Genomic DNA, 22,925 nt, shown 5'->3' with positions numbered 1-22,925 from the left:
TGTCGATGCAGGCGATGCTTACTTTCGCTGCCATGAATTTGAAGAAAATGGCCAACTGGACTTGGCAAGGTCCAGAAATGGCCTAAATGATAACCTCGGAGAGGTCTGCAATTCTCTGTAATTACTTGAAGTCCCACAAAAAATGAAAAAAAGAGTTCGGAATGAGACTATTCCGAACTCTTTTTGTCTACAAACTGAAGGCTTAGGAAACTAAGCCTTCTTTAACTACTTGCCCCTTTTTAACCAGCAGCAACCATAGTTAATCGGGATGTATTACGACGAAAATAACATGGAGCGAGGAAAAATGGTAGTTAATCGGGATGTTTAACGACCAAAAGGACGAAGGCTGGGGAAAATGGTAGTTAATCGAAATGAATTACCAGATTGATTAGTGAAAGAACAATTTAAGACCCCGGATTTTTTCAATTGCTGTATTGACTCTGCAACATCGGAAAACAATTTAAAGTCTCCTGGATAAATAACACTGCCACTTCCACCGATAGTTCCATCCCTACCAATAAAAAACTGCTTGTAAAAACATAAAATACTTCCTCCGAAATACCTGTAATTTTTAATAAATTATTCTGTATTAATTAAAGGAATTCCTGTATTTTGGAAATTACTGCCTTAATTAACCTGCATCGCATGTTAAATAAGAAAAACGTCCCTGCATTTACGCAGGAACGTTTAAACAATTACTTTTCTGCTGAGATAATTAAGAACATAGGTCTACGGAGTTCATCTTTCATTTCAGGAATACTGATTAACATTTCCTCAGAGGGAATAGGTTCCTTAATTGCCCTTATATTAAATCCAGCATTAACTAAGGCATTGATATAAGTTGAAAATGTGCGATGGTATTTTATAACGTTTTCAGTTAGAAATGTTGTTTCACGTAATCCTTCCAATTGATAATTGTCAACTGCCCAATGCAAACGATTCCCTTTGTCATCATGATGCCAATCTTGTTCGTTCCGAGAAGTGAAGATTGGATGTTCAACTGAAAAGACAAAAGAACCTCCAGGCTTTAAACAATCATAGACCTTCTTACAAATTGCTTCAAAGGACTTAATATAATGAAAAGCCAATGAGCTGATGACAACATCAAATGGAGAGTCTGAAAAATCAATGTCTTCAATTGGCATTTTAATGTATGAAATGAAGGAATCATGAGTCATTTCACGAGCTTGGTCAAGCATTTTTTCAGATATATCTACTCCAATAACAGACCTTGCTTGCTGTTCACGAGCATAACGGCAATGCCAACCGAAACCGCATCCCAAATCTAGTACACTTTTATTTCGGAGCTCGGGTAAAAGTTCTTTTAATACATGCCATTCTCCAGCAGCTTCAAGTCCTTTGACTGAACGTGCCATTTTTTTATATTCAGAAAAGAAATTCACATCATCATACTTGTTTTGCTTCATTTTATGCAACTCCTAAAAATATTAGTTAGCCTCCTAAAATTAAAACAGCATCTAATTCAGGAGGCTATCTATCTCCTTCTAACCATTTCTTTCACCTCATTAAAAATAACTGTACCTAATATAACACATTGCTTATTAAACAAACCGCCCCGTTTGTCTAATAGTGTCTTTAACAAAAGAAGCACTAATCCTTCCTGGATTAATGCCCTATTAGATGCAAAAGCAGTCATGTGTAATCAGCTTATATGAATGTCTGTTCCATACTGAGCTAATTGCAGCTTCCTTGCCACAGATTGAGATGCTAAGTTGTCCTTAGAAGTGCTATATAGAGCAATGCGTCCTTGTATCTGAACTTCTGCAGCCCAGGCCTTTGCAACATCTGCACTGTATGCTCTTCCACGGTAGTCTTCATGTGTAAACAAACTTGCTTCGTCGGCTTTTGAAGTCTTCCTTGCACTACAGCAAATTGAAACTGGTATATTGTCTTCAATTATTACAAAACAGGGTTGCTTGTATTCAAAGTCTTCATAGGTATATGGAAACTGAGACTTTAAAATTTCTTTGTTTTCATGAGTTATTTTAATTGCTCTTGAATAAGTCCTGTCCCTTACATCAGGAAATACATACGCTGGCCCAGTCCATACATTGCTTAAAAGATGGTCAATGCTTAATGCCTTTATTATTTTCCCTGGATGAGCACCAGGGTTAGCTCCTATAACTTGGTCTAACTTCTCTACAGTACTCTTATCCAGTGAGTTTGAATACCTTACTATACTACCCATTCTAGTGGCACCAATGAAAATTCGTGGCGCTGCACCGTAAGGGGGTTCATTCACAGCTATCACTCGATTTTCACTATCATGTCTAAATAACACATTCACATGAAGCTCCATCAATTCTAAATCAGAGATCATACTATTCCTCCGCAATCTTCATTTCTGTCTAATATTCAAGATTACACTGTCATCTCCTGCAGCGTTTTCATTTATAGTCCAATCCTATGTATGGATAATTCCTTTATCTCTTAACAACCATATCTATATTTTTAGAGCTAAATCAATAAAATCCCACCTATTTTTCCAATTTCTAACCTGCCCAGTTTGTAAAAAAAAGCTGCCTGGTTTAGGCAGCTCTCTTAAGCACTAAAGAAGCAATCCCTCTCATCGCAAGATTGATTGGGATTGCTTCTTTATAAAACATGCTGCAGTAAAAGACAATAGGACCTGCTATAGCAGGTCCTCACAAATTAAGCCGTTGCAGTTGCAGCGTATTTTTCTTCCAATGTCTTCTTTAACAATGAAGCTAACTCAAGCATTCCATATTTTCCAGCTTTCGCTTCTGCTTCAGAGTTATAGTTTGTGTTTGTATTAATATCATAAGTAAAAATGTCACCTTCAGCATTTCTGATAAATTCAATGCCAGCGACTTGAATATGATTCCTGGCCAGAACGTCTTTATATTTTTCTAAAATTTCGTCCTCAAAACCTTCAATGATCTTGAACTTTGGCCTCTCTTCTGCTTCTTCTCCAACAGGGCAGAATAAGTCGCCAATCTGGCATGCGTCCGCAGGGCATAGTTCAAATCCTTCCGATGTATCAACCCTGACGGCATAAACAAAGTTGCCTCCGACAAATTCACAGCGGGTGATATAGCTTTCAGGAGATTGAATATATTCCTGAATAAGGGTAATGCCATCAACAGGCTCTTCGAAGGAAGGTCCCTCCACATAAGCTTTTAGAGCTTCAATACTATGGAATAATTGAACACCCAGGCCTTTACCGGCACGGTTATGCTTCGTGATAAACGGCTGTCCGGCAAATGCTTCGGCTGCCTTAATAATATGTTGTTTTCCAACCGCTGCAATCGTTTTGGGAGTCCTGACACCAGATTTGTTTAACTCCAAGTACTGCAAAACCTTACTAACTTCAAGCTTCAGAGCGCTCGTTCCATTCAACACTGTACGGCCATGTGCTTCAAGCCAGGCCAATACTTGTCCCGAAAATTCAGCTGCAAAGCGATGATCACGGGTATGAGAAGAAGCACTCATCCGGCTATAGAAGATTCCTTCTGGAGGTTCTGCCGATAAATCTACCGTTCCTTCGTCTAAATGCCATTCTTCATAAGGAACACCCAGTTCCTCCAGCCTTTTTGTCAAATGGACTGTCCACTCACTATTTTCATGAATTACATATACCTTGCTCATTATTATGGCCCCTTTCTAGCTCTTTATTAAACTGCGTTTTTGTTCCACTAATGGCATAACCGTCTTTGCAAAGCGTTCCATTTCCTCCAGCTGAGGTGAAAATTGCAATAATAATAAGTCTAGGCCAGCTTCTTCATATTGTAAAATCCGATCAGCAATTTGCTCTGGTGTTCCTACTAAGTTTGGCCGCAGACCTCTGTTAGAGACAGAGTAATCCTGCAGCTGAATCTGCTGCTCTAATTGTGACTTTGTAGTGAAATCCTTAAAACCGGCGTAACCGCTGGAATCCTTCACAGCCGTGATTTTTTCAAGCTCAGCAAGAGCTTCTTCTTCTGTATCACGGCAAATAACATAAGCAGCCATTCCGAAAGAACTGAATGGCGCATTGCCCGTTTGTTCACGCCGTGCCTTCATTTCTCCTATTTTCAGATCAATCTCCTCAGCCGTTCCGCCGTGCATAACATAAGCATCACATTTTTCTGCAATGGTCTGCTTGCCTTTTTCGCTTTCACCGCCTGCATAAAGAATCGGGTTAGGTCTTTGAACTGGCTTTGGAGCAAGCTTCGTGTCCCTTAAGTCGTAAAATTGACCGGAATAATGGAAGGTTTCTTCCGTCCATAACCCTTTTAGAACATCAATGAACTCCTCAGTGCGGGCATAACGCTCATCATGTTCTGTAAAAATACCGCCATATTGACGCGCTTCTTCGGCCCACCAGGCAGAAACCACATTTAGAGTAAAACGGCCGTTGCTGATTTGATCAATATTGGCTGCCATTTTTGCTGCTACAGCAGGATTATGAAAACCAGGGCGGACCGCGGTCATAATTTCAATTTTTTCCGTCACGGCTGCAAGTGCGGCTGCCGTGGACCAGGCTTCAAGAGAATCATGGTCCGGTCCTTTAATATCATTTAAATATAATTCAGCTATTAACGTAGTCGAGTATCCCCATTTTTCAGCCGACTGAATGACGTTTTTAGCATATTCAAAGGTTGGCGGCATATTTTCGTCTTCTACATTTCGCAGCCAGCCTCCAAAAATCGGCAACCAGAAACCATATTTCATTTTTCTTCTCTCCTCTTGCATTTTTAAATATCTACTTTTCGCATAACTTAAGTTGGATTTATAAACAATTAAAAAACTCTCCTCCTAAGAAGAGAGTTTTATCAACCCTCTTCTCATCTTTCAAGCGATGCGCTTGCTGGAATTGGCACAGTATTCATCAGAACCTGCTGCCGAGGCTTCAAAGGGCCAGTCCCTCCACCTCTCTGGATAAGAAGAAAATATTCAATTTTTTAATTAATTAAAGCGATAATAATTTAAATTCACCCAATTGTCAATCAATTATTTCTGAACTCTAAATACTAATAAGGATTATCCTTATATAATGACACTCTTAATACATATCCTTCTGGGTAAAATTCCAAAACGCAACAGCAAGACAGGCGGCAGCCCAAATCCCAAGCATGGTTAATGAAAATGGCAGTGACATCCCTTCAATCGGCGGAGCTTGACCTTCTAAGTAGTTAATCAGATCAAAGTTCAAGTTCACTAAATACTTGGAGCTCGTCCAGCTCGAACCGATAGAAGATAACAGGGTGCCTGCGATTAACACGGCCATCATCGCCCCAATTCCAGTCGCTGTATTTTTCACCAGAACCGATATCATGAGGCTTATGGTTCCAACAACCGCTGTTACCACCCAGGCAAGCCCAACTGACATCAGCAGGTATTCCCACATCGACAGGATATGGATGTATTCCGTTGAAAACTCACCAGATGCAGAAGCTTGAAATCCGGTCAAAATAGGTGCAGTCCAGCCATCATAACCGAGCACGATTCCTGAAACCCCATAACAGACAATCACGGTTGCCGCCATCAGCAATGACGTATACAGCAAAACCGTCAGCCATTTAGCCATCAGGATTCTCCATCGTTTAACCGGCCGGGACAGCAATGTTTTGATGGTGCCATCATTATATTCCCCGCTCACAATATCAGCCATTATAATAATAATGAATAAAGGCAGGACAAGCGTAATTCCCTGTGAGAAAAAGATGCGGATAAACGTAGGGGCTCCAGGATAGTTTGGGTTAATATCGTTGTCCAGATAATACTGCTTTTGCTTCAGATCAAATTCAAGGAACTGTCTAAACTCGTCCTGGATTCCGCTCGATGCCAGCCGATTTTGCCGATCGACAATCTCCTGCTGAAGCTCCACTCTCCAGTCCAGAGTACCCTGTTTTTCGATTTTCTCCTGTATCTCCCGGTATTGTGCGTATGTAAACATAGAGACTAGAATGACTAAAATAACGATGACAACCGCCATGCGTTTTTTGGAAGCAATCTTCATCACTTCATTATGAATCAGGCCAACCATATTTGGATTAGACAATATGATCGCCTCCTGTCAAACTAATAAATAGATCCTCCAATGTCTGCACTTTCCTTTCGATCGTCCATACATCAATACCCGCCTTCATTAAAGCTTCATTCAGGAGCGAGGTTTTGCTATCATCCATAAGAGTGTGTATAGTATGGTCATCATATAGTTCTGCAGCCTGGACATATGGGGATTCTTTAAGAATAGCAAGTGCACGAAAAGAATCACTGACTCTCCAATCCACACCAGATGACAGTGCACCAACTAAATCGCTGACGCTGCCGACCTTCACGATCTTCCCATGGCTCATAATAGCCACACGGTCCGCCAGCAACTCGATTTCACTTAAAATATGACTGGATACGAGCACCGTTAGGCCCGTATCATCGACCAGCTTCCTGATAAATGTCCGCAGATCTTTGATTCCCATCGGGTCCAGTCCATTTGTAGGTTCATCCAGTATCAGCACATCCGGACGGCCTAACAATGCTTGTGCAATACCAAGGCGCTGACGCATTCCCAATGAATAGGTCCGAACCTGATCATCAATTCTTACAGTCAGATCAACCAAATCAATGACCTCTTGGATCCGTTCTTCATCCACATCAGGCAGCATCCGTGCAAAGATTTGCAGGTTTTCGCGGCCGCTCAAATACTTATACAGCTCTGGATTTTCGACGATAGAACCGAGGCGCTGCATCGCTTGAACAAATTGCTTTCTTACATCAAAACCACATATTTCAACCTTCCCGGACGTTGGCTTAATGAGCCCAACGAGCATCCGGATCGTGGTGGTTTTACCGGCACCATTAGGACCCAGGAACCCAAATACTTCTCCTGGATAAATGTCAAATGATATATTATCAATAATCGTTTTCTTTCCAATGATTTTCGTTACATTTTCCAATTGAACTGTCGGCTTTAAGCTCATAGCATCACCCTTGTTCTATTCTAACTAAATTTTCGAACAATGACTCTTTTAAATACTCAATTTGAGAAAAATTTAGATACAATTACATTAAAAGGAGAAGTCAAACGATGAAAAAATGGATGTGGCAGTTATTTTTAACATTGTCCCTTGCGCTGACAGTTCTTTTTGGGTATGGCCTAGTCAGTGCCTACATGGATGTTACCAGTCCGCCTCGAGCAGGGATACTAGCGAAAACAGAAGAAGTTCCTGTCACACCTGGTGATACATATGTTGCACTTGGCGATTCATTGACCAGGGGTGTCGGCTCATCAAAGGGAGAAGGCTTTGTCCAGCCGGTTGGAAATGAACTTAAAGAAAATAATACTATAGAACGTTTCCAAAACCTGGGTGTAAGAGGTGCCAGAATTGAAGATTTGCTGGCCCAGTTAGAACAAAAGGAAGTCAAGAGATCTCTTAAAGACGCCAAAATCATTACCATTACAATAGGGGGAAATAACCTTTTTAATAGCGGGGAGATCCTCGAAAAATATTCAGAAGAAACCGCCCTTGGCATCCTGGAGACCGAAATTCCGAATTTGGAAAAGACGTTTAAAAACATTCGTGAAAGTAATCCCAATGCAGTCATACTCTATATGGGGCTATATAATCCATTCAAGCAATCGCCAAACGGGGATTCATTTGATTCCATCATCCAAAAATGGAATGAGTCTGCCCGTACACTAGGCTTGAAATACAAAGTTCAAGTAGTGGATACTTTCAATCTGGTCACAGACGCCAAACGCGATCTTTCCAGTGATGTCTTTCATCCGAATGATGCTACTTATCAGCAAATAGCTGAAAGCATGTCACTTGTCATTGAAAAAAGTATCATCCAATAAGAAAAAGGTGAATCCACGGCAGATTCACCTTTTTCATTATTTGTATGCTTCATTAACCTTTAGCCAAAAGGCCCTATAGGGCTATGAATCCGTTATCCTATAATGGTGTGCTTACCCTAACTGGCGTTTGAATTCTTTAACAGCGAAGAAGTAAGAGATGAGCATGATGCCGACGCACCAGGCAAGCGCGATCCAGATGCCGCTGCCAACAGACCCTTCATACAAGAGGGCACGGATCGCATCCACGATTGAAGTCACGGGCTGGTTTTCAGCGAACGCACGGACTATTTTAGGCATGGTGTCGGTGGGAACAAAGGCCGAACTGATAAACGGCAGGAAAATCAGCGGGTATGAGTAGGCTGTCGCCCCTTCCATAGACCCCGCTTTCAATCCGGGAATGACCGCCAGCCATGTCAGCGCCAGTGTAAACATCCCGAGTATTCCAGCTACCGCAAGCCACTCCAGGACATCAGCGCTGGAACGAAAACCCATCAAGAGAGCAACGAGGATAACCACCAAGATAGTAAGCGCATTGGAAACAAGCGAGGTCAGCACGTGAGCCCACAATACCGACGAGCGCTTGATGGGCATCGTAATGAAACGCGACATCAGCCCGCTCTTTACATCCGTAAACAGCCGGACGGAAGTGTAAGCAACGCCGGACGCGATAGCCATCAGCAGAATTCCCGGCAATAAATAATTGACGTAGTTGTCCGTTCCTGTCTCTATGGCGCCGCCAAATACGTAGACAAACAGCAGCATCATCATAATCGGCGTAATCGCCACCGTGATAATCGTATCCGGACTGCGCATAATGTTGCGCATTAAACGACCTAGTAATACCCCTGTTTTACTTTTCATTTACATTTCCTCCTTTTTGCCGATGATTGCGAGGAAAATTTCCTCCAATGTCGGCTGCTTCTCGATATACTCCACCTTCGCTGGCGGGAACATCTCCTTGAGTTCGGTTAGAGTACCGGTCGTGATGATTTTTCCGCCATGCAGAATGGCGATTCGGTCTGCCAGTTGTTCGGCTTCCTCCAGATACTGGGTCGTCAGCAGGATGGTCGTGCCGCCGCCGGCAAGCTCCTTGACGGTATCCCAGACTTCAATCCGCGCTTCCGGGTCAAGCCCTGTCGTTGGTTCATCGAGAAAAATGACTGCCGGCGTCCCAATCAGGCTCATGGCGATGTCAAGCCGGCGCTTCATCCCGCCGGAATAATTGTCAGCCCGGCGGTTAGCCGCATCGGCCAGGCTGAATCTTGCAAGCAGATTGTCAGCGACTTCTGCGGGATTAGAAACTCCCCTCAGCCTGGCGATCATCATCAGGTTTTCCCGCCCGGTGAGCATGCCGTCTAAGCTTGAGAACTGCCCTGTCAGACTGATGCTCTGGCGAACCTGATCCGGTAGCCGCTGGACGTCAAAGCCGCGAATACTAGCTTCTCCGCCATCAGACTTCATCAGCGTCGAGAGGATGTTGACGGTCGTCGTCTTGCCCGCTCCATTTGAACCCAGCAGGGCGAAAATTTCGCCACGCCTCACCTCAAAATCCACCCCCTTTAAGACTTCCTTATCTTTAAAGGATTTTTTTAACCCTTTTACAAAAATCGCTGCATTGCTCATACTTTTTTCCTCCTTATAATTAGCGCCTTGCGGAGCTGGATTGCCTACAAACCCCTACTTAGTCTGACAGATATTCTGTATAACTTAGTACCGAGGTAAAAATGAAACTGAATAGTGCAGGTGATAAACCACATTTGTAAAACACCTATTCAGTCGGTATTATATATAGAATTTATTTTTTTCCCAATCGCTTCATGATACTCTCATTCAAATCCTCACGATACTTGGCAACATAGGTTTTAGCATTTGCCACTAGTTCGTCGGCAAAGGATGCCACGTCATCTCCGGTGATTTCCAGCACTTGTCTGCCTTCCGCCGCACCGGCTTCGAACAAATCGATTAATTCATACTGCATGTGCAGCATATCCATCCCGTTGCCCGCTGAGAAATTCCACATATAGTTTTGGATTTTCTTAAATACAAACTGGTAATCCTCTGGAAGGGCTTCAACCCTCGCCATCATCATCTTGTATTCTTTTTTATCACCAATCATTTTTTTAAACATATCAAACATGTTATTTTTCCTCCTTTTTTTATAAAGCTGAACAAGACACTCCAAAAATATCCGACAGAATATCTTATGAAACTAGGTTGACTTCAAGACGTTGATTTTTGAAGATACAAAATCCCATTTTTCCCAAAATAATTCAAGTTCCTGGCGGCCAGCATCATTTAGTGAGTAAAATTTGCGGGGCGGTCCCATATCTGAAGGTTTCTTTTCCACGTTCACCAGCTTTTTCTTTTCTAATCGCACGAGGATGGTGTACACCGTCCCTTCCACTACTTCGGTAAAACCAAGCTGGTTCAGCCGGCGGGTAATCTCGTAGCCATAGGTTTCATGTCGGCTGATGATTTCCAGTACACAGCCTTCAAGCGATCCCTTCAGCATTTCAGTTAAATTTTCCATATTCAGAGCCTCCTCTATTGTGTCTGACTTATATTCAGTGATACTTAGTACCAGGGAAAATTTTTTTACTGAACAGCACTTGTGAAACTCCGCTATTCAGTATTGCTTATTACAGGTATATCGTAACACCGAGTAGCGAAGAGTGTCAACTATTTTCATAAGAATAATTTAATTTGGTCAACTGCCCCACAAGCATAATAAGCTTATGAGCAACGATAGCTCAGTAACAAATATATGACAACTAGCTATTTCTCCCAAAGCTCGACCAGTCGGCCATCAGGGTCTTCGATCCAAATAAACTTTCCAAACTCACTAACCTCTTTTTCCTTAGCAAGAGGGACACCAATTTGTTCAAGATGCTTAATAGTTTCGTTTAAATCATCTACTTGAAAATTTTACATCACTTGTTGCTCTGCTGGAAAATAACTGTCATACTCGGCAAAGAAAAGATAATCTCATTGCCTAATGGGGGTTTAATCAAGTTCCCATTCCAATTTTCTATTTCAATCTTCAGCACTTCACTGTACCATTTTTTCACAGCATCAAGATTCCTAGTTCTCCAAAATATTCCGCCGAAACCTTTTATCATCGCAACTAACTCCTGTCTTTTTTATTTACAAACTTTAGTATTTCTATAAAAAAGGAACTGCTGCACACAGTTCCTTCGATATACTCCACCAATGACCAGTTAAATCCAATCTGCACTTTCGTCGGCAAGCCTTTGTAAATCATTCATAAAAACACCAGCATGATAGCCATCACAAACAGCATGGTGCATTTGTAAAGAGACAGGCAGGAAAAATTCATCATTTACTTGTGAATACTTCCCTCCAGTTATTATGGGTAAGAGAAAATCCCCGCCATTATTTATATTTAAATTAAATGCGGTAAAAGAACTCCAAGGAATCATAGAGATCGGAATAGTATTATCTGGTATAGGTATTTTTGGAAATAATCTCCCCGTACCATTGTATTCTTCTGCATCTTTTTCATATTGAGAATGAAACTCAGAAAAAATAGATAAGTTTGGTGACCAGATGCCAGAAAATGTGTGTGTCTTTTTATCAAAAATGGTATAGAGAGGGCATATCTCTGTCCAATAACCTAAATTACCTTCTGAGTTGAAATTTATTCTAAATTCTCTGTGGGCGTTAACGATTTTTGTCACCATAAAAATAAACGCAGGATATAACTTATAATTCTTTTTCTTTAAGTTCTTCATAAGCATCGTAATATTTATTTCATTCGTCAGACTGAATGTTGTCTGCTGCTGTATATAGTGTTCAAAATATTCCTTTCGATCCCAATTGTCACGATTAATACTGTTAAATTTCATACTCAACGCCTCCTAATATAATCAAATTTATCTTAGGAGGCTATATTCACTGCTTTTTTCATGACAGTCATCCTTTTTTATTAAATATTTCTTTATATTATCAAGTATCCCTAACTAATTTCAACCAGCTTTCTACGCTAGTGAAAGCAATGGCAATTTATAAGGTTTTGACCACTTATCTTTTGACACCGCATATCATATAGATAGAGAAATCATCAAACCAAAATAAAGGGCAAAAACAAAACTCATTCCGAAAAGAATTGCAATATAAGGTTTTACTTTCTTAAAGCTGATCACAATTAAAGCTAAGAAAAGCAGCGAGTTAGCCAATAGAAATAATGATAAAAAATTTGGTGTTAAATGAACATTATTTACAGAAGGAATGTCAGTCCCCAAAAGCCATTCCACCCAAATCGAAGCACCTTCCGACTGGACCGTAAATTCAACTTCGTGGGGTGGCGATAAAGTTCCCAATACACTTGTAAAACAAAAAACAAGGAAAATAATAATACTCTCCCCCTTAATCCATGGCCGAGGGTCAAAAGAGGAAACTATTAATGATTTTCTGGTTAGCACTCCATTTAAAAATGCGAATACCAATAAAGGAATAATGCTTAGATGTTTTAACAGAAGCATTTGCCCATATGGGAGGACCCATGAATTCACATAATCCTTTGGTTCAACCATATAGAACATTAGAGCAAAGCCGCTTATAAGCAAGATCATTAAATTTATCATGGCAAATGGGGTAAACCACCGCAGGAACAATGGCCACTTTTTTTCATCACTTGAAAACCAGGCGACGTGGATTAGAATCCCTGTCCAAAGTGTCACCATAAGAAAATGGATGGAATGTGCAATAAACCCGTTCCAAAAGGACAATGAGGCAACATGACTGGAGTACCCAATGGCAAAAACCATCAGCAGCAGCCAAAGCGCCTGCAGATATTTTGAACCATTTAATAACAATGTCATCCATAGGAATACCGACATAAACCCAATGAAGATCCAGGCTCTACCTACTTGAAAATCTGTCAGAACTGAATACGCTGCGAGTGTAAGACCTACGTCATCGCTAAAATAAGAAATCGTCTGTGCGACCGGTCCAAATGTAAAAATATAAATGCCTAACGTTGATAAAAGCAGCGTCTTTTTAGAGATATTTGTTTTGGGCTTTTTCTTTTCAGATATAAACTGAAGTACTGTGTTTCCGATTAAAATCGAAAATAAAAGATATGTTACGACTTCGGCTAACGGTACGGCTACACTCATTTTAACGCTTCCTTCTGAACAGAAGGAACAATCCCAACACTAATATAGCCAATGTTAAAATTGGAATAAAGATATTCATAATCCTATTTGGAGAGGATTCTTTTTCGCTCTCTGCCCTTTTCTCTGTTTCTTCTGTCTGCATCTTTTCTTCATCAGAAATTTGAGATTCTTCCATTTCTGATTCTTGACTTGTATTTTCTTCAGATTTTACAGTAAAGGGGATTTCCCCTGTAATCTGGTGCCCGTCTTCCCCGACTATCTTCCAGCGAATAACATAGGATCCGTTTTCAAGTGGTGATTCTAATGTTCCGCTCATTTGCTTGCCATTTGGTTCAACATCGGAAAAAGGGATTTCTTGTCCTTCCATGACTAGAGTCATTGTACTCAAAGATTCAATTTCACCAGCAAAGGTAAGAGTAATTTCATTTAGATGTTCCGTTACTATTTGTCCTGGTTTTGGAGTTGAAGATTCCAGCCCAGTGTGAGCAGTTGCCATTGATGGCAATATGATGAAAAAACATAGGAATGACATTAGGATCTTATTCATAGTAAAATTCCCTTCTCATTTACTTAATTCCCAACAGAAGTATACCATTATTATTTTGACTTTAATCATCACTGAGAGGCTGCAGGTTCTTAACCATTTCATGAACTAAATATCAGCAACCTCCCCACCCCCTTGGAGCAGCGCCGAACCCCTTCTATATTGCCAAGGGAGCCCTAAAAAGTATAACCCTTGACTATCAGTAACTCCTCCTTTATGTATTGGCATCTCTTTCTCCTTAAAGATTGCGGGAAGCTTTATCCTGCTATCACCCGATTTAAAGCCAGTGGACCAAATCAGATTTCCTACTTTCATTGTGCTTTGGTCCTTAAAGAAGGGGCTATGATCATTGGCAGATAAAGCCTTCGATTTCTGCTTTATTCCTCCGTCTTTGAGCAAATTTTTCTCTTTTTAGGATATTAGCCTGCAGAAAGGCTTGCTTGGCCTGCCCCAGTAACCAAAACGTCGTATCCCAAAGTATCCCCCTAGCAAAAGAGCTTCCCATGAAAAATGGGAAGCTCTTATCTTATTTATCTTTAATTCTGAGTAATCTCAAGCCGTTTAATGTGACAATAAGAGTCGCACCCATATCTGCAAAAATCGCAATCCAAAGCGTTAGCCAGCCTGGAATGACCAGAAGTAATGCGACTAGCTTTATCCCTAATGAAAACGTAATATTTTGCTTAATAATGCTAAGGGCTTTTCTGCTTAACTTTACGGTAAATGGCAGTTTGCCAAGATCATCTGCCATCAGGGCAATATCCGCTGTTTCAAGAGCCGTATCTGTTCCAGCTCCCCCCATGGCTATTCCAACAGCAGAAGCAGCCAATGCAGGGGCATCATTTACACCGTCGCCAACCATCGCCACACGGTCATATTTCTTTCTAAGATCTTTAATATACCTTAATTTATCCTGTGGCAATAATTCGGCTTTAATATCTGATACGCCGACTTGTTCACCAATCGCGTTTGCAGTTCCTTCGTTATCGCCAGTAAGCATAATGGTTTTTTGAATCCCCATAGAATGGAGATTTCCAATAACATTTTTGCTGTTTTCTCTTAACACATCCGCTACGGCAATCAGACCCAATACTTCCTTTGAGGTACCTGCTGCCATGACCGTTTTTCCTTGCTTTTGAAGGCGGGCAATGGTTGCTTTTAATTCAGAAGGAATGCCGTTTGATAATAATTCCTCAAACAAATTCGGGCTTCCAACATAATACATCTGATTTTGAAAGATTCCTTTAATACCTTTTCCCGTAATGGAAGAAAATTCTTCAATACTGATGTCCTGGTATGCCGCATTTTCTTCTTCCGCTTTTTTCATGATAGCTGAAGCCAGTGGATGCTGTGATCCTTTTTCCAATGCGGCAGCAATGGACAAAAGCTCATTAGAATTTGCATGGGATTGCGGAAGGTAATCTGTTACCATGGGAATCCCTTTTGTTAGTGTTCCCGTTTTGTCAAAGGCAATGGCTTTGATTGCGCCCATCTCTTCTAAATGAATACCGCCTTTAATCAGTACGCCATTTTTTGCCGCATTCCCAATCGCAGTAACAATTGCAACAGGGGTCGAGATCACGAGCGCACAAGGACAGCCAACCACAAGTGCAGCTAATCCCTGGTAAATCCATGTATCCCAATCAGCTCCAAAAAACAGCGGAGGAACAACGGCTACACCTAAGGCAATAAGCATGATAAGCGGCGTATAGTATTTAGCAAATTTGTCGACAAAGGCTTGTGAAGGTGCTCGCTCAGCCTGAGCCTCTTCCACTAAGTGGATGATCTTCGCAATTGTCGTATCATCTACATGCTTTGTTACTTTAACCTCAAGCAGTCCCTCTTCATTCAAGGTTCCTGCAAAGACTTCATCTTCAGCCGTTTTGGCAACAGGGACCGACTCACCCGTAATAGCCGCTTGGTTAACGGATGACACCCCTTTTACTACGATGCCATCCATCGCTATCTTTTGCCCGGGCTTGACAATCATAATGTCGCCAAGCTGAATATCATCCACCTCAACCATCATTTCTTGATTTCCTCTTCGGATTAAGGCTTCCTTTGGAGCAATATCCATTAAAGAGCGAATGGATTGACGCGCTTTATCCATGGAATATGTTTCAAGTGCTTCACTGATGGCAAAGAGGATGACGACAGTCGCTCCTTCGCCCCATTCCCCTATAAAGGCGGCACCAATGACAGCAATAGTCATCAGTGTTTTCATATCAAACTGAAGGCGGATTAGATTTTTTAACCCTGTTGTGAACAAGCGGTATCCGCCAATAACCATCGATGCGCCATACGCTAAAACGGAGAAAATGCTCCCTTCCCCATTCAGTTCCCCCGCAGCCCATCCAATAACGAGGAGGACAAAGGAAGCGATGACAGTCGCATGCTTTTTCAGAAAAGGTTCTTCCTTCTCTTCAAACCGCTCCTTCTCAGGGATAATTTTTATATTCTCAAAAGCTCCGGCCTTTTCCAGTTCTTCAATGGTTGCATCTCCATAAACGGTCAGCTTTGAAGCACCAAAATTTACACTTGCATCAGAAACACCATCCAGGTGTTTTACGTTCTTTTCGAACTTTGTGGCGCAGCCTGCTCAGGTGAATCCCTGCACACGATAGACCGTTTTTTCATCTGACTTCGCTAAAGCCTCACTCATAGTGCGCCACCTCCTTTTGATGTGTAAAGGCAATTTGAATCAGCTGTTTGACATGATCATCATCCAGTGAATAAAAGACCAATTTGCCCTCCTTACGATACTTCGCCAATCCCATATTCCGAAGAAGCCGTAAATGGTGAGAAGCCGTAGCCGTTGTGCACCCCACAATATTGGCTACATCACAGACGCACAGTTCTTCTTCCTCACATAGGGAAAAGGCAATCTTAACCCTAGTTTCATCAGATAATGCTTTAAATATTTGGGCAACAGCAGAGGTATTGTGGTGTGAGGCAGATTCTTTAACACGTCTTACTTTTTCTTCATCTACGCAGGTTACTTCACAAACATCTTCATGCTTCAAGGAAGCCACCTCCTTAATCAAACGATTATTTGATTATTAGTATATGCATCTATTACCAAACAGTCAAACATTCATTTGATTATTAGGAAGATATTTTTATGTCATAAGAAAATGAGTATCCAACAGCACAAATGGTTCATCCAAATTGAAGGATGAACCATTAACTGAAAATTATTATTTGCTTTATTCTATCTTAAATTCTTTTGTTGGCATATTATGCATACCTCTTGCCGTTACATGTGCTGTTACTGAATAGATTCCCGCCTCTTGAAACGTTGTTGTAATAGAATAAACACCTTTGCCTTGATGCTCCCCAATCATTTCTTCTGATGTATCTTGACCTGCTTTTTTCACTTCAAACTTAACCTCATTGGCATCTTCAACCTTTTCCTCCCCCTGTGTGACGGCGGCCTGGATGACAGCCTCTTGATTTACCTGTATCACTTCTGGAATGTTAACCGAAACCTCCAATAATTCAGGAACTTTTTCGGCAGCGTCATTCTCCTTTGAACACCCTGCCAGCAAAAATAAAACACAGGCAAAAAGAAAAATGGCTTTCCTCATATATAGCACGTCTCCTTTGTTTACATGTTCAAAATATTGTATGTACCTTTTCATTATAGCGATGGCTGGTGTTTTATTTATGACTATTCTATGAATTCATTGTGCCCTTGGTAATTATTAATAGGCATAGAATCATTGAATCAGTAATTAGAATTAGGTATTCTTACATTAAAATAGCAATTTGATAGAAAGGAAGGTTTAATGAAGAATTTCATTTTCCCTATACTAACAGCCATTGTGCTAGTTTCTGGCTGTTCGCCGGCAGAAGATCAGGCATCAGAGGATAGCCATTCACATAGCGGCCATCAAGAACAGGCTGCTCCTGTCTTAACGTATGAAATCGGCAGCAATGACTGGTCAGCCGTCACCACATACAGCGACAGCCCTAAAGTTTTAGAAGCATATCAGTTCGCTATCGCACATCCAGAGGTATTGGATTACATGCCATGTTATTGCGGCTGTTATGAAGAAGATGGTCACACCAGCAATACGAATTGCTTCGTTGATAACGTAAAAGGGACCACGGTAACACTTGATACCATGGGCTTTGGCTGAGGGGTTTGTGTGGACATAGCCCGTGAGGCTAAATCAGAGTTTGAAAAAGGCACAAGCTTAAAAGATATTCGTCATATGATTGATAAAAAATACGAAAGCATGGGGACAGAATCTACTCCAACACCTATGCCTGAAGAAGTATAAAACACGCTAATCATCAGCGTGTTTTTTAATCGTCAGCAGATCCTATTATTTAACTAACGTCCCTGTCCCGTTAGCATATTACTAATACGCCCAATCAATATGCTATAATTTGGAGGGTAAATTGAAGATAGAGGTGACAATCCTTGGCCATACATGTCGTACTATATCAGCCGGATATTCCGGCCAATACCGGAAATATTGCTCTAACTTGTGCTGCAACGGATACATCCTTGCATTTAATTCGGCCGCTTGGCTTTTCAACAGATGAAGAAATGATCAAACGGGCAGGCTTTGATTTCTGGAACTCTGTGAACATAACGTATTATGATTCAATGGATGACTTTTTTTCAAAAAACCAAGGCGAGTTCTACTATATTGAAACCTTTGGTGAACAGGCACATTCATCCTTTGATTTCAGCGATGCTTCAAAGGAGCATTATTTCATGTTTGGAAAAGAAACAACGGGCTTGCCAAAAGACTTACTGGAAGAAAATAAGGATCACTTTTTAAGAATACCCATGAATGATAATGTCCGTTCACTCAACCTTTCAAGCACAGCTGCTATATTGGTGTATGAGGCTCTGCGCCAGCAGGGATTTCCCCATCTGAAATAAAACATCTTCCTCGCTGGAAGATGTTTTGTTTGTTTTCATTCCAATTAGCACTTTAGTAGGTCACGCTAATTAAATTATGTTCTGCTTAAACGGAATGCTGTTTTTCTTTCTTGTTCCTCGCAATAATAACAGCTAATAAATTTATCCCAGCCCCAATTAAATTCATAATAAAGCTACCTATCTTACCAAAGTTATCGATGGTTAAACCAATTAAAAAACTCCCAAAAAGAATTAGTAAAATAACAATAAATAACCTCAAGTCCCTTCCTATCCCCCTATTAAACTCATTAACTTATATTGTCCAAATATCCCGCTATCTCCATAAGAAAAAGCTGCCGAATGACAGTCCAGAATCCAGCTATCGAATTGATTAACTGAGCACCTTCAGGTCAGTCACTTTTCCGGTTTCAGAATAGTTCTTTGCAGGGGAACGCCTCCCATCGAAACATTGCGTTCTATGAAAATATAGGTCTGGCCATCAATAATAAATTTTCGATTCCCCATATAACTGACCTCTCGCCCTTGTTTGATAAGTTCACTCTGAATCGCTTCAACATACTCTTTAAAGTCCACGTACCTCTCATCCAAATCAATGGTGATATGATTTTTTCTATAGCCCATAAGCCAATTAAAACCAATCAAGCATAAACCGAGTATGGCCAAAAATAAAATGATTTTCATATTCGATGCTTCACTCCCTTTTTAATAACTACTGTATGAGAATGATATTAATTCGTTTCATGAAAAATAAGATCAACGTCCTCGCCTCTATACTAACATAATATTCCAGATGCCAAAAAACAGAGGGACATCCTGGTTCCTCTGTTTTTTCCTATAAACTTACAATCTCTTTTTTACCTTACCCTCCATCAGTTGGGCCATTTGCTTAGAATTAAGATCATTCTCTTCATGGAGTTTATGAATTATATTTTGATAGTCTCTTTCATTGCGGTTCTGGCTTAGTTTATCGGCAGCTTGAATTTCCTCTACCCTAATCTTGAATCCAACAATTCCTTTTAGCTGCTGTTCTAAAAGCTCCGGAGAAAGCTTATCCCATAAAACTGGATTCCTGCGATGCTTTTCATATTTTTGAAGCAGCATGGCCAGGTCCTGCTTTAATTCCTCTTCACTCAGAATATTGGCTCGACCATATACATGGACAGCCTGATAGTTCCAAGTCGGGACATTTTCTTCCTCATACCATGAGGATGAAATGTAAGCATGTGGTCCCTGGAACATCACCAGTACATCTTCAGAGGCTTCGAATGTTCTCCATTGCGGGTTTCCATAAGCCATATGCCCTGTTAAATAGCACGTATCTCCTTCTTTTATTAACTGCAATGGCAGATGAGTGGCTATGGGTCTTCCATGTTTGGTCGTGACCATCGTGCCAAACGAATTACTTTGAACAAACTCCCATATTTCATCCGCATTTGTGACTTTATAATATTTAGGAATATACATGATCATCCGCCCTTCAAAATATTATTTGAGAATCTTGGCCATTATAAAATCCGTTTGTTCTTCATCACCCATATAAAAGGAATGGGCTCCCGTTTGGACAAATCCCATTTTCTTATAAAAGGCAATTGCCTTTTCATTTTTTTCCCATACACCCAGCCAAATTTTCTTTTTATTTTGTTCCATCGCAACTTCCAGGGCTTTATTGAACAGATATTTACCATACCCCTGTTTCTGAAATGGGCTTCTGATATATATCCTCTCAATTTCGAGTGCTTCATCGCCCATTTCTTCAGTCTGAGCCTCATCGGTATTCACCTTTAAATACCCGGCAGTCTCGCCATCAATTTCAACAAAGTAGAACTGTGATGAACGTTGAGATAGTTCAGTCTCTAATTGCTTTAGGTTAAACGCCTTTTCCAAATAGGCTTCCATGTTTTCGGGAGAATTCTGTTCCTTAAACGTTTCATTAAAGGTTTCATAACTAATTTCCTGAAGTCTGCTTAAATCTTCAAGTGTACATTTTTTCATATTAATAGTCATTATGCCTCTCCTTTAATAATTTCTCTTGTTCCCCTTTTTCACATATTCCCAGTCTTTCTCTACATTTTTTCTAACTCTTTGAAGCAGCTTGAAAATGGTTTCTGCTTCTTTCTCGGAAAGCCCCTCTAAGCAAATCGCATTGGAATATTCATGTTCTCTCTTTATAAGAGGAAAAACTTTTTTCCCTTTCTCTGTTGGGAAGAGCTTCCTGATTTTCTTGTTCTGTTCATCATCTTTCTTTTCTATAAAGCCATTCATTTCAAGCTTTTTAATCGCACGGGCTGCCGTTGTCCGATCAACTTTTATCATCTCAGCTAACTTTTCCTGAATAATTCCTGGATTTTCACATATTCGCACAAGGTACAGGTACTGCCCTTTTGTAAGGTCAAGCTCTTTAAATTCGATATTGCTTATGGAATCCAGTGCCCTAGCGATCATGCCAATTTCACGGAGAATTTCCAGTGTACTCAGCTCCTCAACATGAATTTTTGTTGTAAATGCAATAATAATACCATATATTCAATCTACCTTAATTTTGTTGCATTTGCAATAAAAATAATATAATTTGTATTCCTTGCTATGAATTTCAATGATCCAATTGTCATTAGTCCTTTATTGACGGTCTGTTTAAATAGAAGGAGCACTCTTTCACCACAATAAACTGCCTATCCATCCAAACTCGTATGCTAAAATAGATAAAAATGGGAGGTGTTTTATTTGCCGGATTGGTCGTATCATCCTATTTTTAAGCCCATACTTCAGAAGCTCCCGCCTTCCTTCAGCCGGGGGTTTATCCATCGCGGAATGAGCATGATTTCATCCAGCCGTATAGGGGAAGGATTAATCGAATTTCTTGGTCATATGGAACCCTCCGGCAAGCATGCGAAAAATTTATTTGGTGTTCATTTTTCCACTCCAGTCGGACTTACCGGCAGGATTGATCCTCACTTATCAGGGATGAAGGCTTTTCAGAATCTGGGCTTTGGTTTTATTGAAGTTGGACCTGTTTCCATTCGAGGGTCATCAGGAGAACTATTTATGGACCCGAAACTAGAGAAGATACATAGATTAACTGACGCTTCAATGGAGTTAATGGGAGCTAAGGAACAGCTGCTTTCCTTAAAGAAAAAGAAGATTCCGCTTCTTATAAACGTTGAAGGAACTTATCAGGAAGCCTTGCAAATTTGTGAAGAATTGCTTCCTTTTAGCGACGGATTTATTTTGGGCAGCCATATTTTTCAATCAGCGAGTCAATTTAACCAATTTAAATATGAATTAAATAAACCTATCATCCTTTCTATTTCACAGGATGATACTCTCAGCCTGGACTATGGCCCGGACGGAATTCTTCTTACAGGCAATGCTTCACCGGAAGAACTCATTCATAAGCTGTCAGCTCTCAGGAAGCTGTACTGCGAAGAATTGCCCATCATTACTTCAGGCTGTGTAAAAGAGCCTTCAGATGCTATTAAACTGCTGGAAAGCGGAGCTTCTTTAATCATGTTAGGCGATGAGTACATTTTCACTGGACCTGGATTGCCGAAGAGGATTAACGAGGCTTATACCAGCACATTTACGAAGGAGCCTGTCGAAGTGAAAGGATGGCGCTGGTACTGGCTGTTCGGCTTAGCTATTGCCGTTGCAGGGCTCATAGCCCTGTTTTTCAGCATGACTTCGGTGATCCTTCCCTATGACGAGAGCTTTCTGGGGATCTTTAGGAAAGATATTATTTCCTTTAACCCTGCCATTTTATACTTTATGGCTCATGACAGAATGACGCTGTCAGGAACAATGATTTCAGGCGGAATCATCTATATGCAGCTTGCCAGGCATGGAATAAGAAATGGCCTCCACTGGGCAAGAAAAGCGGTAAATATAGCAGGAGCTATCGGCTTCCTGGGCATTGTCCTGTTTATTGGCTACGGTTATTTCGATTGGCTCCATGGGCTGTTTTGGCTTATATTACTGCCCTTGTTTATATTGGGATATGCAAAATCAAGAACAGCAAGTGCATCTCCCTCCAGTTCAAATCTTTTCAACAGTCCGCAGTGGAAGCTGAGCTTATTCGGCCAGCTTTGCTTTGTGATTCTGGGGTTTTCATTAGCTATTGGCGGGATGATCATTTCCGTCATTGGGGCTTCACATGTATTTGTACCAACTGATCTTACTTATCTTTGCATGACTCCTGAAGCTCTGAACGAGTTTAACGATCGGTTAATTCCTGTGATCGCACATGACCGTGCAGGATTTGGGAGCGCACTTTTAAGTGTAGGCTTGCTCGTCTTGATGCTGGCTTTATGGGGGATCCGCGAGGGGGAAAGATGGGTGTGGTGGACCTTCACCATTGGGGCGATTCCGGCATTCGCCGCCGGGATCTTAACTCATTTTTTTATTAACTATACGGATTTTATCCACCTGCTTCCTGCTTATTTCGCATTGGTTTTATATGTGATTGGCGTTATCGCAACCGCCCCTTTTTTATTTAAAAAATAGTGGGTAAATAAAAAACCGGACGGT

24 protein-coding genes, 1 pseudogene and 1 riboswitch are annotated in these 22,925 nt (G+C 40.9%); of the genes and pseudogenes, 4 read left to right on the top strand and 21 right to left on the bottom strand.

The features are described 5' to 3' along the window. Positions 1 to 695: 695 nt before the first annotated feature. The 6 genes from NR125_RS24570 to NR125_RS24545 form a co-directional block, all read right to left on the bottom strand. Entirely contained in the window at positions 696 to 1,427 is a 732-nt protein-coding gene (locus NR125_RS24570) for a class I SAM-dependent methyltransferase (RefSeq protein WP_009335220.1), read from the bottom strand. Between the two features lie 236 nt (positions 1,428 to 1,663). Continuing rightward, positions 1,664 to 2,341, bottom strand: coding sequence for a GNAT family N-acetyltransferase (locus NR125_RS24565; protein WP_009335221.1), 678 nt, complete (start codon positions 2,339 to 2,341; stop codon positions 1,664 to 1,666). Positions 2,342 to 2,673: 332 nt separating this feature from the next. Continuing rightward, a complete protein-coding gene (locus tag NR125_RS24560; protein WP_009335222.1) occupies positions 2,674 to 3,630 on the bottom strand; it encodes an ATP-grasp domain-containing protein in 957 nt (318 codons plus the stop codon). A 15-nt stretch (positions 3,631 to 3,645) separates the two neighbouring features. Further along, positions 3,646 to 4,695, bottom strand: coding sequence for an LLM class flavin-dependent oxidoreductase (locus NR125_RS24555; protein ID WP_009335223.1), 1,050 nt, complete (start codon positions 4,693 to 4,695; stop codon positions 3,646 to 3,648). A gap of 110 nt (positions 4,696 to 4,805) precedes the next feature. After that, a riboswitch (SAM riboswitch) is annotated at positions 4,806 to 4,909 on the bottom strand. Between the two features lie 117 nt (positions 4,910 to 5,026). Further along, positions 5,027 to 6,010 carry an ABC transporter permease gene (locus NR125_RS24550; RefSeq protein WP_009335224.1) on the bottom strand — a complete coding sequence of 328 codons (984 nt, stop codon included), beginning with the start codon at positions 6,008 to 6,010 and terminating at the stop codon, positions 5,027 to 5,029. A 7-nt stretch (positions 6,011 to 6,017) separates the two neighbouring features. After that, positions 6,018 to 6,944, bottom strand: coding sequence for an ABC transporter ATP-binding protein (locus NR125_RS24545; RefSeq protein WP_009335225.1), 927 nt, complete (start codon positions 6,942 to 6,944; stop codon positions 6,018 to 6,020). Positions 6,945 to 7,051: 107 nt separating this feature from the next. Here NR125_RS24545 and NR125_RS24540 point away from each other — a divergent pair, with 107 nt between their 5' ends. After that, positions 7,052 to 7,822, top strand: a complete 771-nt coding sequence (locus NR125_RS24540; protein ID WP_009335226.1) for an SGNH/GDSL hydrolase family protein — start codon at positions 7,052 to 7,054, stop codon at positions 7,820 to 7,822. A 111-nt stretch (positions 7,823 to 7,933) separates the two neighbouring features. Here NR125_RS24540 and NR125_RS24535 read toward each other — a convergent pair whose 3' ends face one another. The 11 genes and pseudogenes from NR125_RS24535 to NR125_RS24485 form a co-directional block, all read right to left on the bottom strand. Beyond that, on the bottom strand, positions 7,934 to 8,683 hold the full coding sequence (locus tag NR125_RS24535; RefSeq protein ID WP_009335227.1) for an ABC transporter permease: 750 nt from the start codon (positions 8,681 to 8,683) through the stop codon (positions 7,934 to 7,936). Beyond that, on the bottom strand, positions 8,684 to 9,445 hold the full coding sequence (locus NR125_RS24530) for an ABC transporter ATP-binding protein (protein WP_256816291.1): 762 nt from the start codon (positions 9,443 to 9,445) through the stop codon (positions 8,684 to 8,686). A 172-nt stretch (positions 9,446 to 9,617) separates the two neighbouring features. Then, the gene (locus tag NR125_RS24525) at positions 9,618 to 9,959 is read right to left on the bottom strand and encodes a DUF1048 domain-containing protein (protein WP_009335229.1); all 342 of its coding nucleotides are present in this window, start codon (positions 9,957 to 9,959) and stop codon (positions 9,618 to 9,620) included. Between the two features lie 72 nt (positions 9,960 to 10,031). Further along, positions 10,032 to 10,352: a PadR family transcriptional regulator gene (locus NR125_RS24520; RefSeq protein WP_019379484.1), complete on the bottom strand. Its 321-nt coding sequence runs from the start codon at positions 10,350 to 10,352 to the stop codon at positions 10,032 to 10,034. Positions 10,353 to 10,597: 245 nt separating this feature from the next. After that, a pseudogene (locus NR125_RS24515) lies at positions 10,598 to 10,941 on the bottom strand (VOC family protein). A 99-nt stretch (positions 10,942 to 11,040) separates the two neighbouring features. Next, positions 11,041 to 11,688: a type A chloramphenicol O-acetyltransferase gene (gene catA, locus NR125_RS24510; protein WP_256816289.1), complete on the bottom strand. Its 648-nt coding sequence runs from the start codon at positions 11,686 to 11,688 to the stop codon at positions 11,041 to 11,043. A gap of 195 nt (positions 11,689 to 11,883) precedes the next feature. Next, positions 11,884 to 12,960, bottom strand: coding sequence for a copper resistance D family protein (locus NR125_RS24505; RefSeq protein WP_009335234.1), 1,077 nt, complete (start codon positions 12,958 to 12,960; stop codon positions 11,884 to 11,886). 1 nt (position 12,961) lies between these two features. After that, positions 12,962 to 13,492: a copper resistance CopC family protein gene (locus NR125_RS24500; RefSeq protein WP_236887978.1), complete on the bottom strand. Its 531-nt coding sequence runs from the start codon at positions 13,490 to 13,492 to the stop codon at positions 12,962 to 12,964. Between the two features lie 538 nt (positions 13,493 to 14,030). Beyond that, positions 14,031 to 16,166 (bottom strand): heavy metal translocating P-type ATPase, encoded by a 2,136-nt coding sequence (locus NR125_RS24495; RefSeq protein ID WP_082919362.1) that lies wholly within the window; start codon positions 16,164 to 16,166, stop codon positions 14,031 to 14,033. Further along, complete coding sequence (locus NR125_RS24490; protein ID WP_019379488.1) at positions 16,159 to 16,527, bottom strand: ArsR/SmtB family transcription factor; 369 nt, start codon at positions 16,525 to 16,527, stop codon at positions 16,159 to 16,161. Before NR125_RS24490 ends, NR125_RS24495 begins: the two co-directional genes overlap by 8 nt. A 183-nt stretch (positions 16,528 to 16,710) precedes the next feature. Beyond that, the gene (locus NR125_RS24485; protein WP_009335238.1) at positions 16,711 to 17,091 is read right to left on the bottom strand and encodes a FixH family protein; all 381 of its coding nucleotides are present in this window, start codon (positions 17,089 to 17,091) and stop codon (positions 16,711 to 16,713) included. Between the two features lie 201 nt (positions 17,092 to 17,292). Between NR125_RS24485 and NR125_RS24480 the strand changes: the two genes are divergently transcribed. Both NR125_RS24480 and trmL read left to right on the top strand, forming a co-directional pair. Next, on the top strand, positions 17,293 to 17,790 hold the full coding sequence (locus NR125_RS24480; protein WP_269465762.1) for a PCYCGC motif-containing (lipo)protein: 498 nt from the start codon (positions 17,293 to 17,295) through the stop codon (positions 17,788 to 17,790). Between the two features lie 143 nt (positions 17,791 to 17,933). Continuing rightward, complete coding sequence (trmL, locus tag NR125_RS24475) at positions 17,934 to 18,404, top strand: tRNA (uridine(34)/cytosine(34)/5-carboxymethylaminomethyluridine(34)-2'-O)-methyltransferase TrmL (RefSeq protein ID WP_009335240.1); 471 nt, start codon at positions 17,934 to 17,936, stop codon at positions 18,402 to 18,404. A gap of 393 nt (positions 18,405 to 18,797) precedes the next feature. Here trmL and NR125_RS24470 read toward each other — a convergent pair whose 3' ends face one another. From NR125_RS24470 to NR125_RS24455, 4 genes are all read right to left on the bottom strand, one after another. Next, positions 18,798 to 19,085: a hypothetical protein gene (locus tag NR125_RS24470; RefSeq protein WP_009335242.1), complete on the bottom strand. Its 288-nt coding sequence runs from the start codon at positions 19,083 to 19,085 to the stop codon at positions 18,798 to 18,800. Between the two features lie 159 nt (positions 19,086 to 19,244). Then, positions 19,245 to 19,868 (bottom strand): FMN-binding negative transcriptional regulator, encoded by a 624-nt coding sequence (locus NR125_RS24465; RefSeq protein WP_009335243.1) that lies wholly within the window; start codon positions 19,866 to 19,868, stop codon positions 19,245 to 19,247. A 21-nt stretch (positions 19,869 to 19,889) separates the two neighbouring features. Next, the gene (gene paiA, locus NR125_RS24460; RefSeq protein WP_009335244.1) at positions 19,890 to 20,408 is read right to left on the bottom strand and encodes a spermidine/spermine N(1)-acetyltransferase; all 519 of its coding nucleotides are present in this window, start codon (positions 20,406 to 20,408) and stop codon (positions 19,890 to 19,892) included. A 12-nt stretch (positions 20,409 to 20,420) separates the two neighbouring features. Next, positions 20,421 to 20,846 (bottom strand): MarR family winged helix-turn-helix transcriptional regulator, encoded by a 426-nt coding sequence (locus NR125_RS24455; protein WP_009335245.1) that lies wholly within the window; start codon positions 20,844 to 20,846, stop codon positions 20,421 to 20,423. Between the two features lie 279 nt (positions 20,847 to 21,125). Here NR125_RS24455 and NR125_RS24450 point away from each other — a divergent pair, with 279 nt between their 5' ends. After that, on the top strand, positions 21,126 to 22,901 hold the full coding sequence (locus tag NR125_RS24450; protein WP_256816288.1) for a beta/alpha barrel domain-containing protein: 1,776 nt from the start codon (positions 21,126 to 21,128) through the stop codon (positions 22,899 to 22,901). Positions 22,902 to 22,925 lie beyond the last annotated feature (24 nt).

This window comes from Cytobacillus sp. Bac17 (assembly GCF_024519925.1).
Taxonomy (GTDB): Bacteria; Bacillota; Bacilli; order Bacillales; family Cytobacillaceae; genus Cytobacillus; species Cytobacillus pseudoceanisediminis.
Note: the sequence above shows the minus strand (reverse complement) of the source record. Positions and strands in the feature narration are given on the sequence as shown.

Bases quoted from the DNA above. Each gene is read 5' to 3' on its own strand.
- NR125_RS24520 (WP_019379484.1), bottom strand. From the start codon at position 10,352: ATGGAAAATTTAACTGAAATGCTGAAGGGATCGCTTGAAGGCTGTGTA.
- NR125_RS24530 (WP_256816291.1), bottom strand. From the start codon at position 9,445: ATGAGCAATGCAGCGATTTTTGTAAAAGGGTTAAAAAAATCCTTTAAA.
- NR125_RS24505 (WP_009335234.1), bottom strand. From the start codon at position 12,960: ATGAGTGTAGCCGTACCGTTAGCCGAAGTCGTAACATATCTTTTATTT.
- NR125_RS24525 (WP_009335229.1), bottom strand. From the start codon at position 9,959: ATGTTTGATATGTTTAAAAAAATGATTGGTGATAAAAAAGAATACAAG.
- NR125_RS24545 (WP_009335225.1), bottom strand. From the start codon at position 6,944: ATGAGCTTAAAGCCGACAGTTCAATTGGAAAATGTAACGAAAATCATT.
- paiA (WP_009335244.1), bottom strand. From the start codon at position 20,408: ATGACTATTAATATGAAAAAATGTACACTTGAAGATTTAAGCAGACTT.
- NR125_RS24485 (WP_009335238.1), bottom strand. From the start codon at position 17,091: ATGAGGAAAGCCATTTTTCTTTTTGCCTGTGTTTTATTTTTGCTGGCA.
- NR125_RS24455 (WP_009335245.1), bottom strand. From the start codon at position 20,846: ATGATCGCTAGGGCACTGGATTCCATAAGCAATATCGAATTTAAAGAG.
- NR125_RS24555 (WP_009335223.1), bottom strand. From the start codon at position 4,695: ATGAAATATGGTTTCTGGTTGCCGATTTTTGGAGGCTGGCTGCGAAAT.
- NR125_RS24470 (WP_009335242.1), bottom strand. From the start codon at position 19,085: ATGAAAATCATTTTATTTTTGGCCATACTCGGTTTATGCTTGATTGGT.
- NR125_RS24550 (WP_009335224.1), bottom strand. From the start codon at position 6,010: ATGGTTGGCCTGATTCATAATGAAGTGATGAAGATTGCTTCCAAAAAA.
- NR125_RS24535 (WP_009335227.1), bottom strand. From the start codon at position 8,683: ATGAAAAGTAAAACAGGGGTATTACTAGGTCGTTTAATGCGCAACATT.
- catA (WP_256816289.1), bottom strand. From the start codon at position 11,688: ATGAAATTTAACAGTATTAATCGTGACAATTGGGATCGAAAGGAATAT.
- NR125_RS24560 (WP_009335222.1), bottom strand. From the start codon at position 3,630: ATGAGCAAGGTATATGTAATTCATGAAAATAGTGAGTGGACAGTCCAT.
- NR125_RS24465 (WP_009335243.1), bottom strand. From the start codon at position 19,868: ATGTATATTCCTAAATATTATAAAGTCACAAATGCGGATGAAATATGG.
- NR125_RS24570 (WP_009335220.1), bottom strand. From the start codon at position 1,427: ATGAAGCAAAACAAGTATGATGATGTGAATTTCTTTTCTGAATATAAA.
- NR125_RS24565 (WP_009335221.1), bottom strand. From the start codon at position 2,341: ATGATCTCTGATTTAGAATTGATGGAGCTTCATGTGAATGTGTTATTT.
- NR125_RS24500 (WP_236887978.1), bottom strand. From the start codon at position 13,492: ATGTCATTCCTATGTTTTTTCATCATATTGCCATCAATGGCAACTGCT.
- NR125_RS24540 (WP_009335226.1), top strand. From the start codon at position 7,052: ATGAAAAAATGGATGTGGCAGTTATTTTTAACATTGTCCCTTGCGCTG.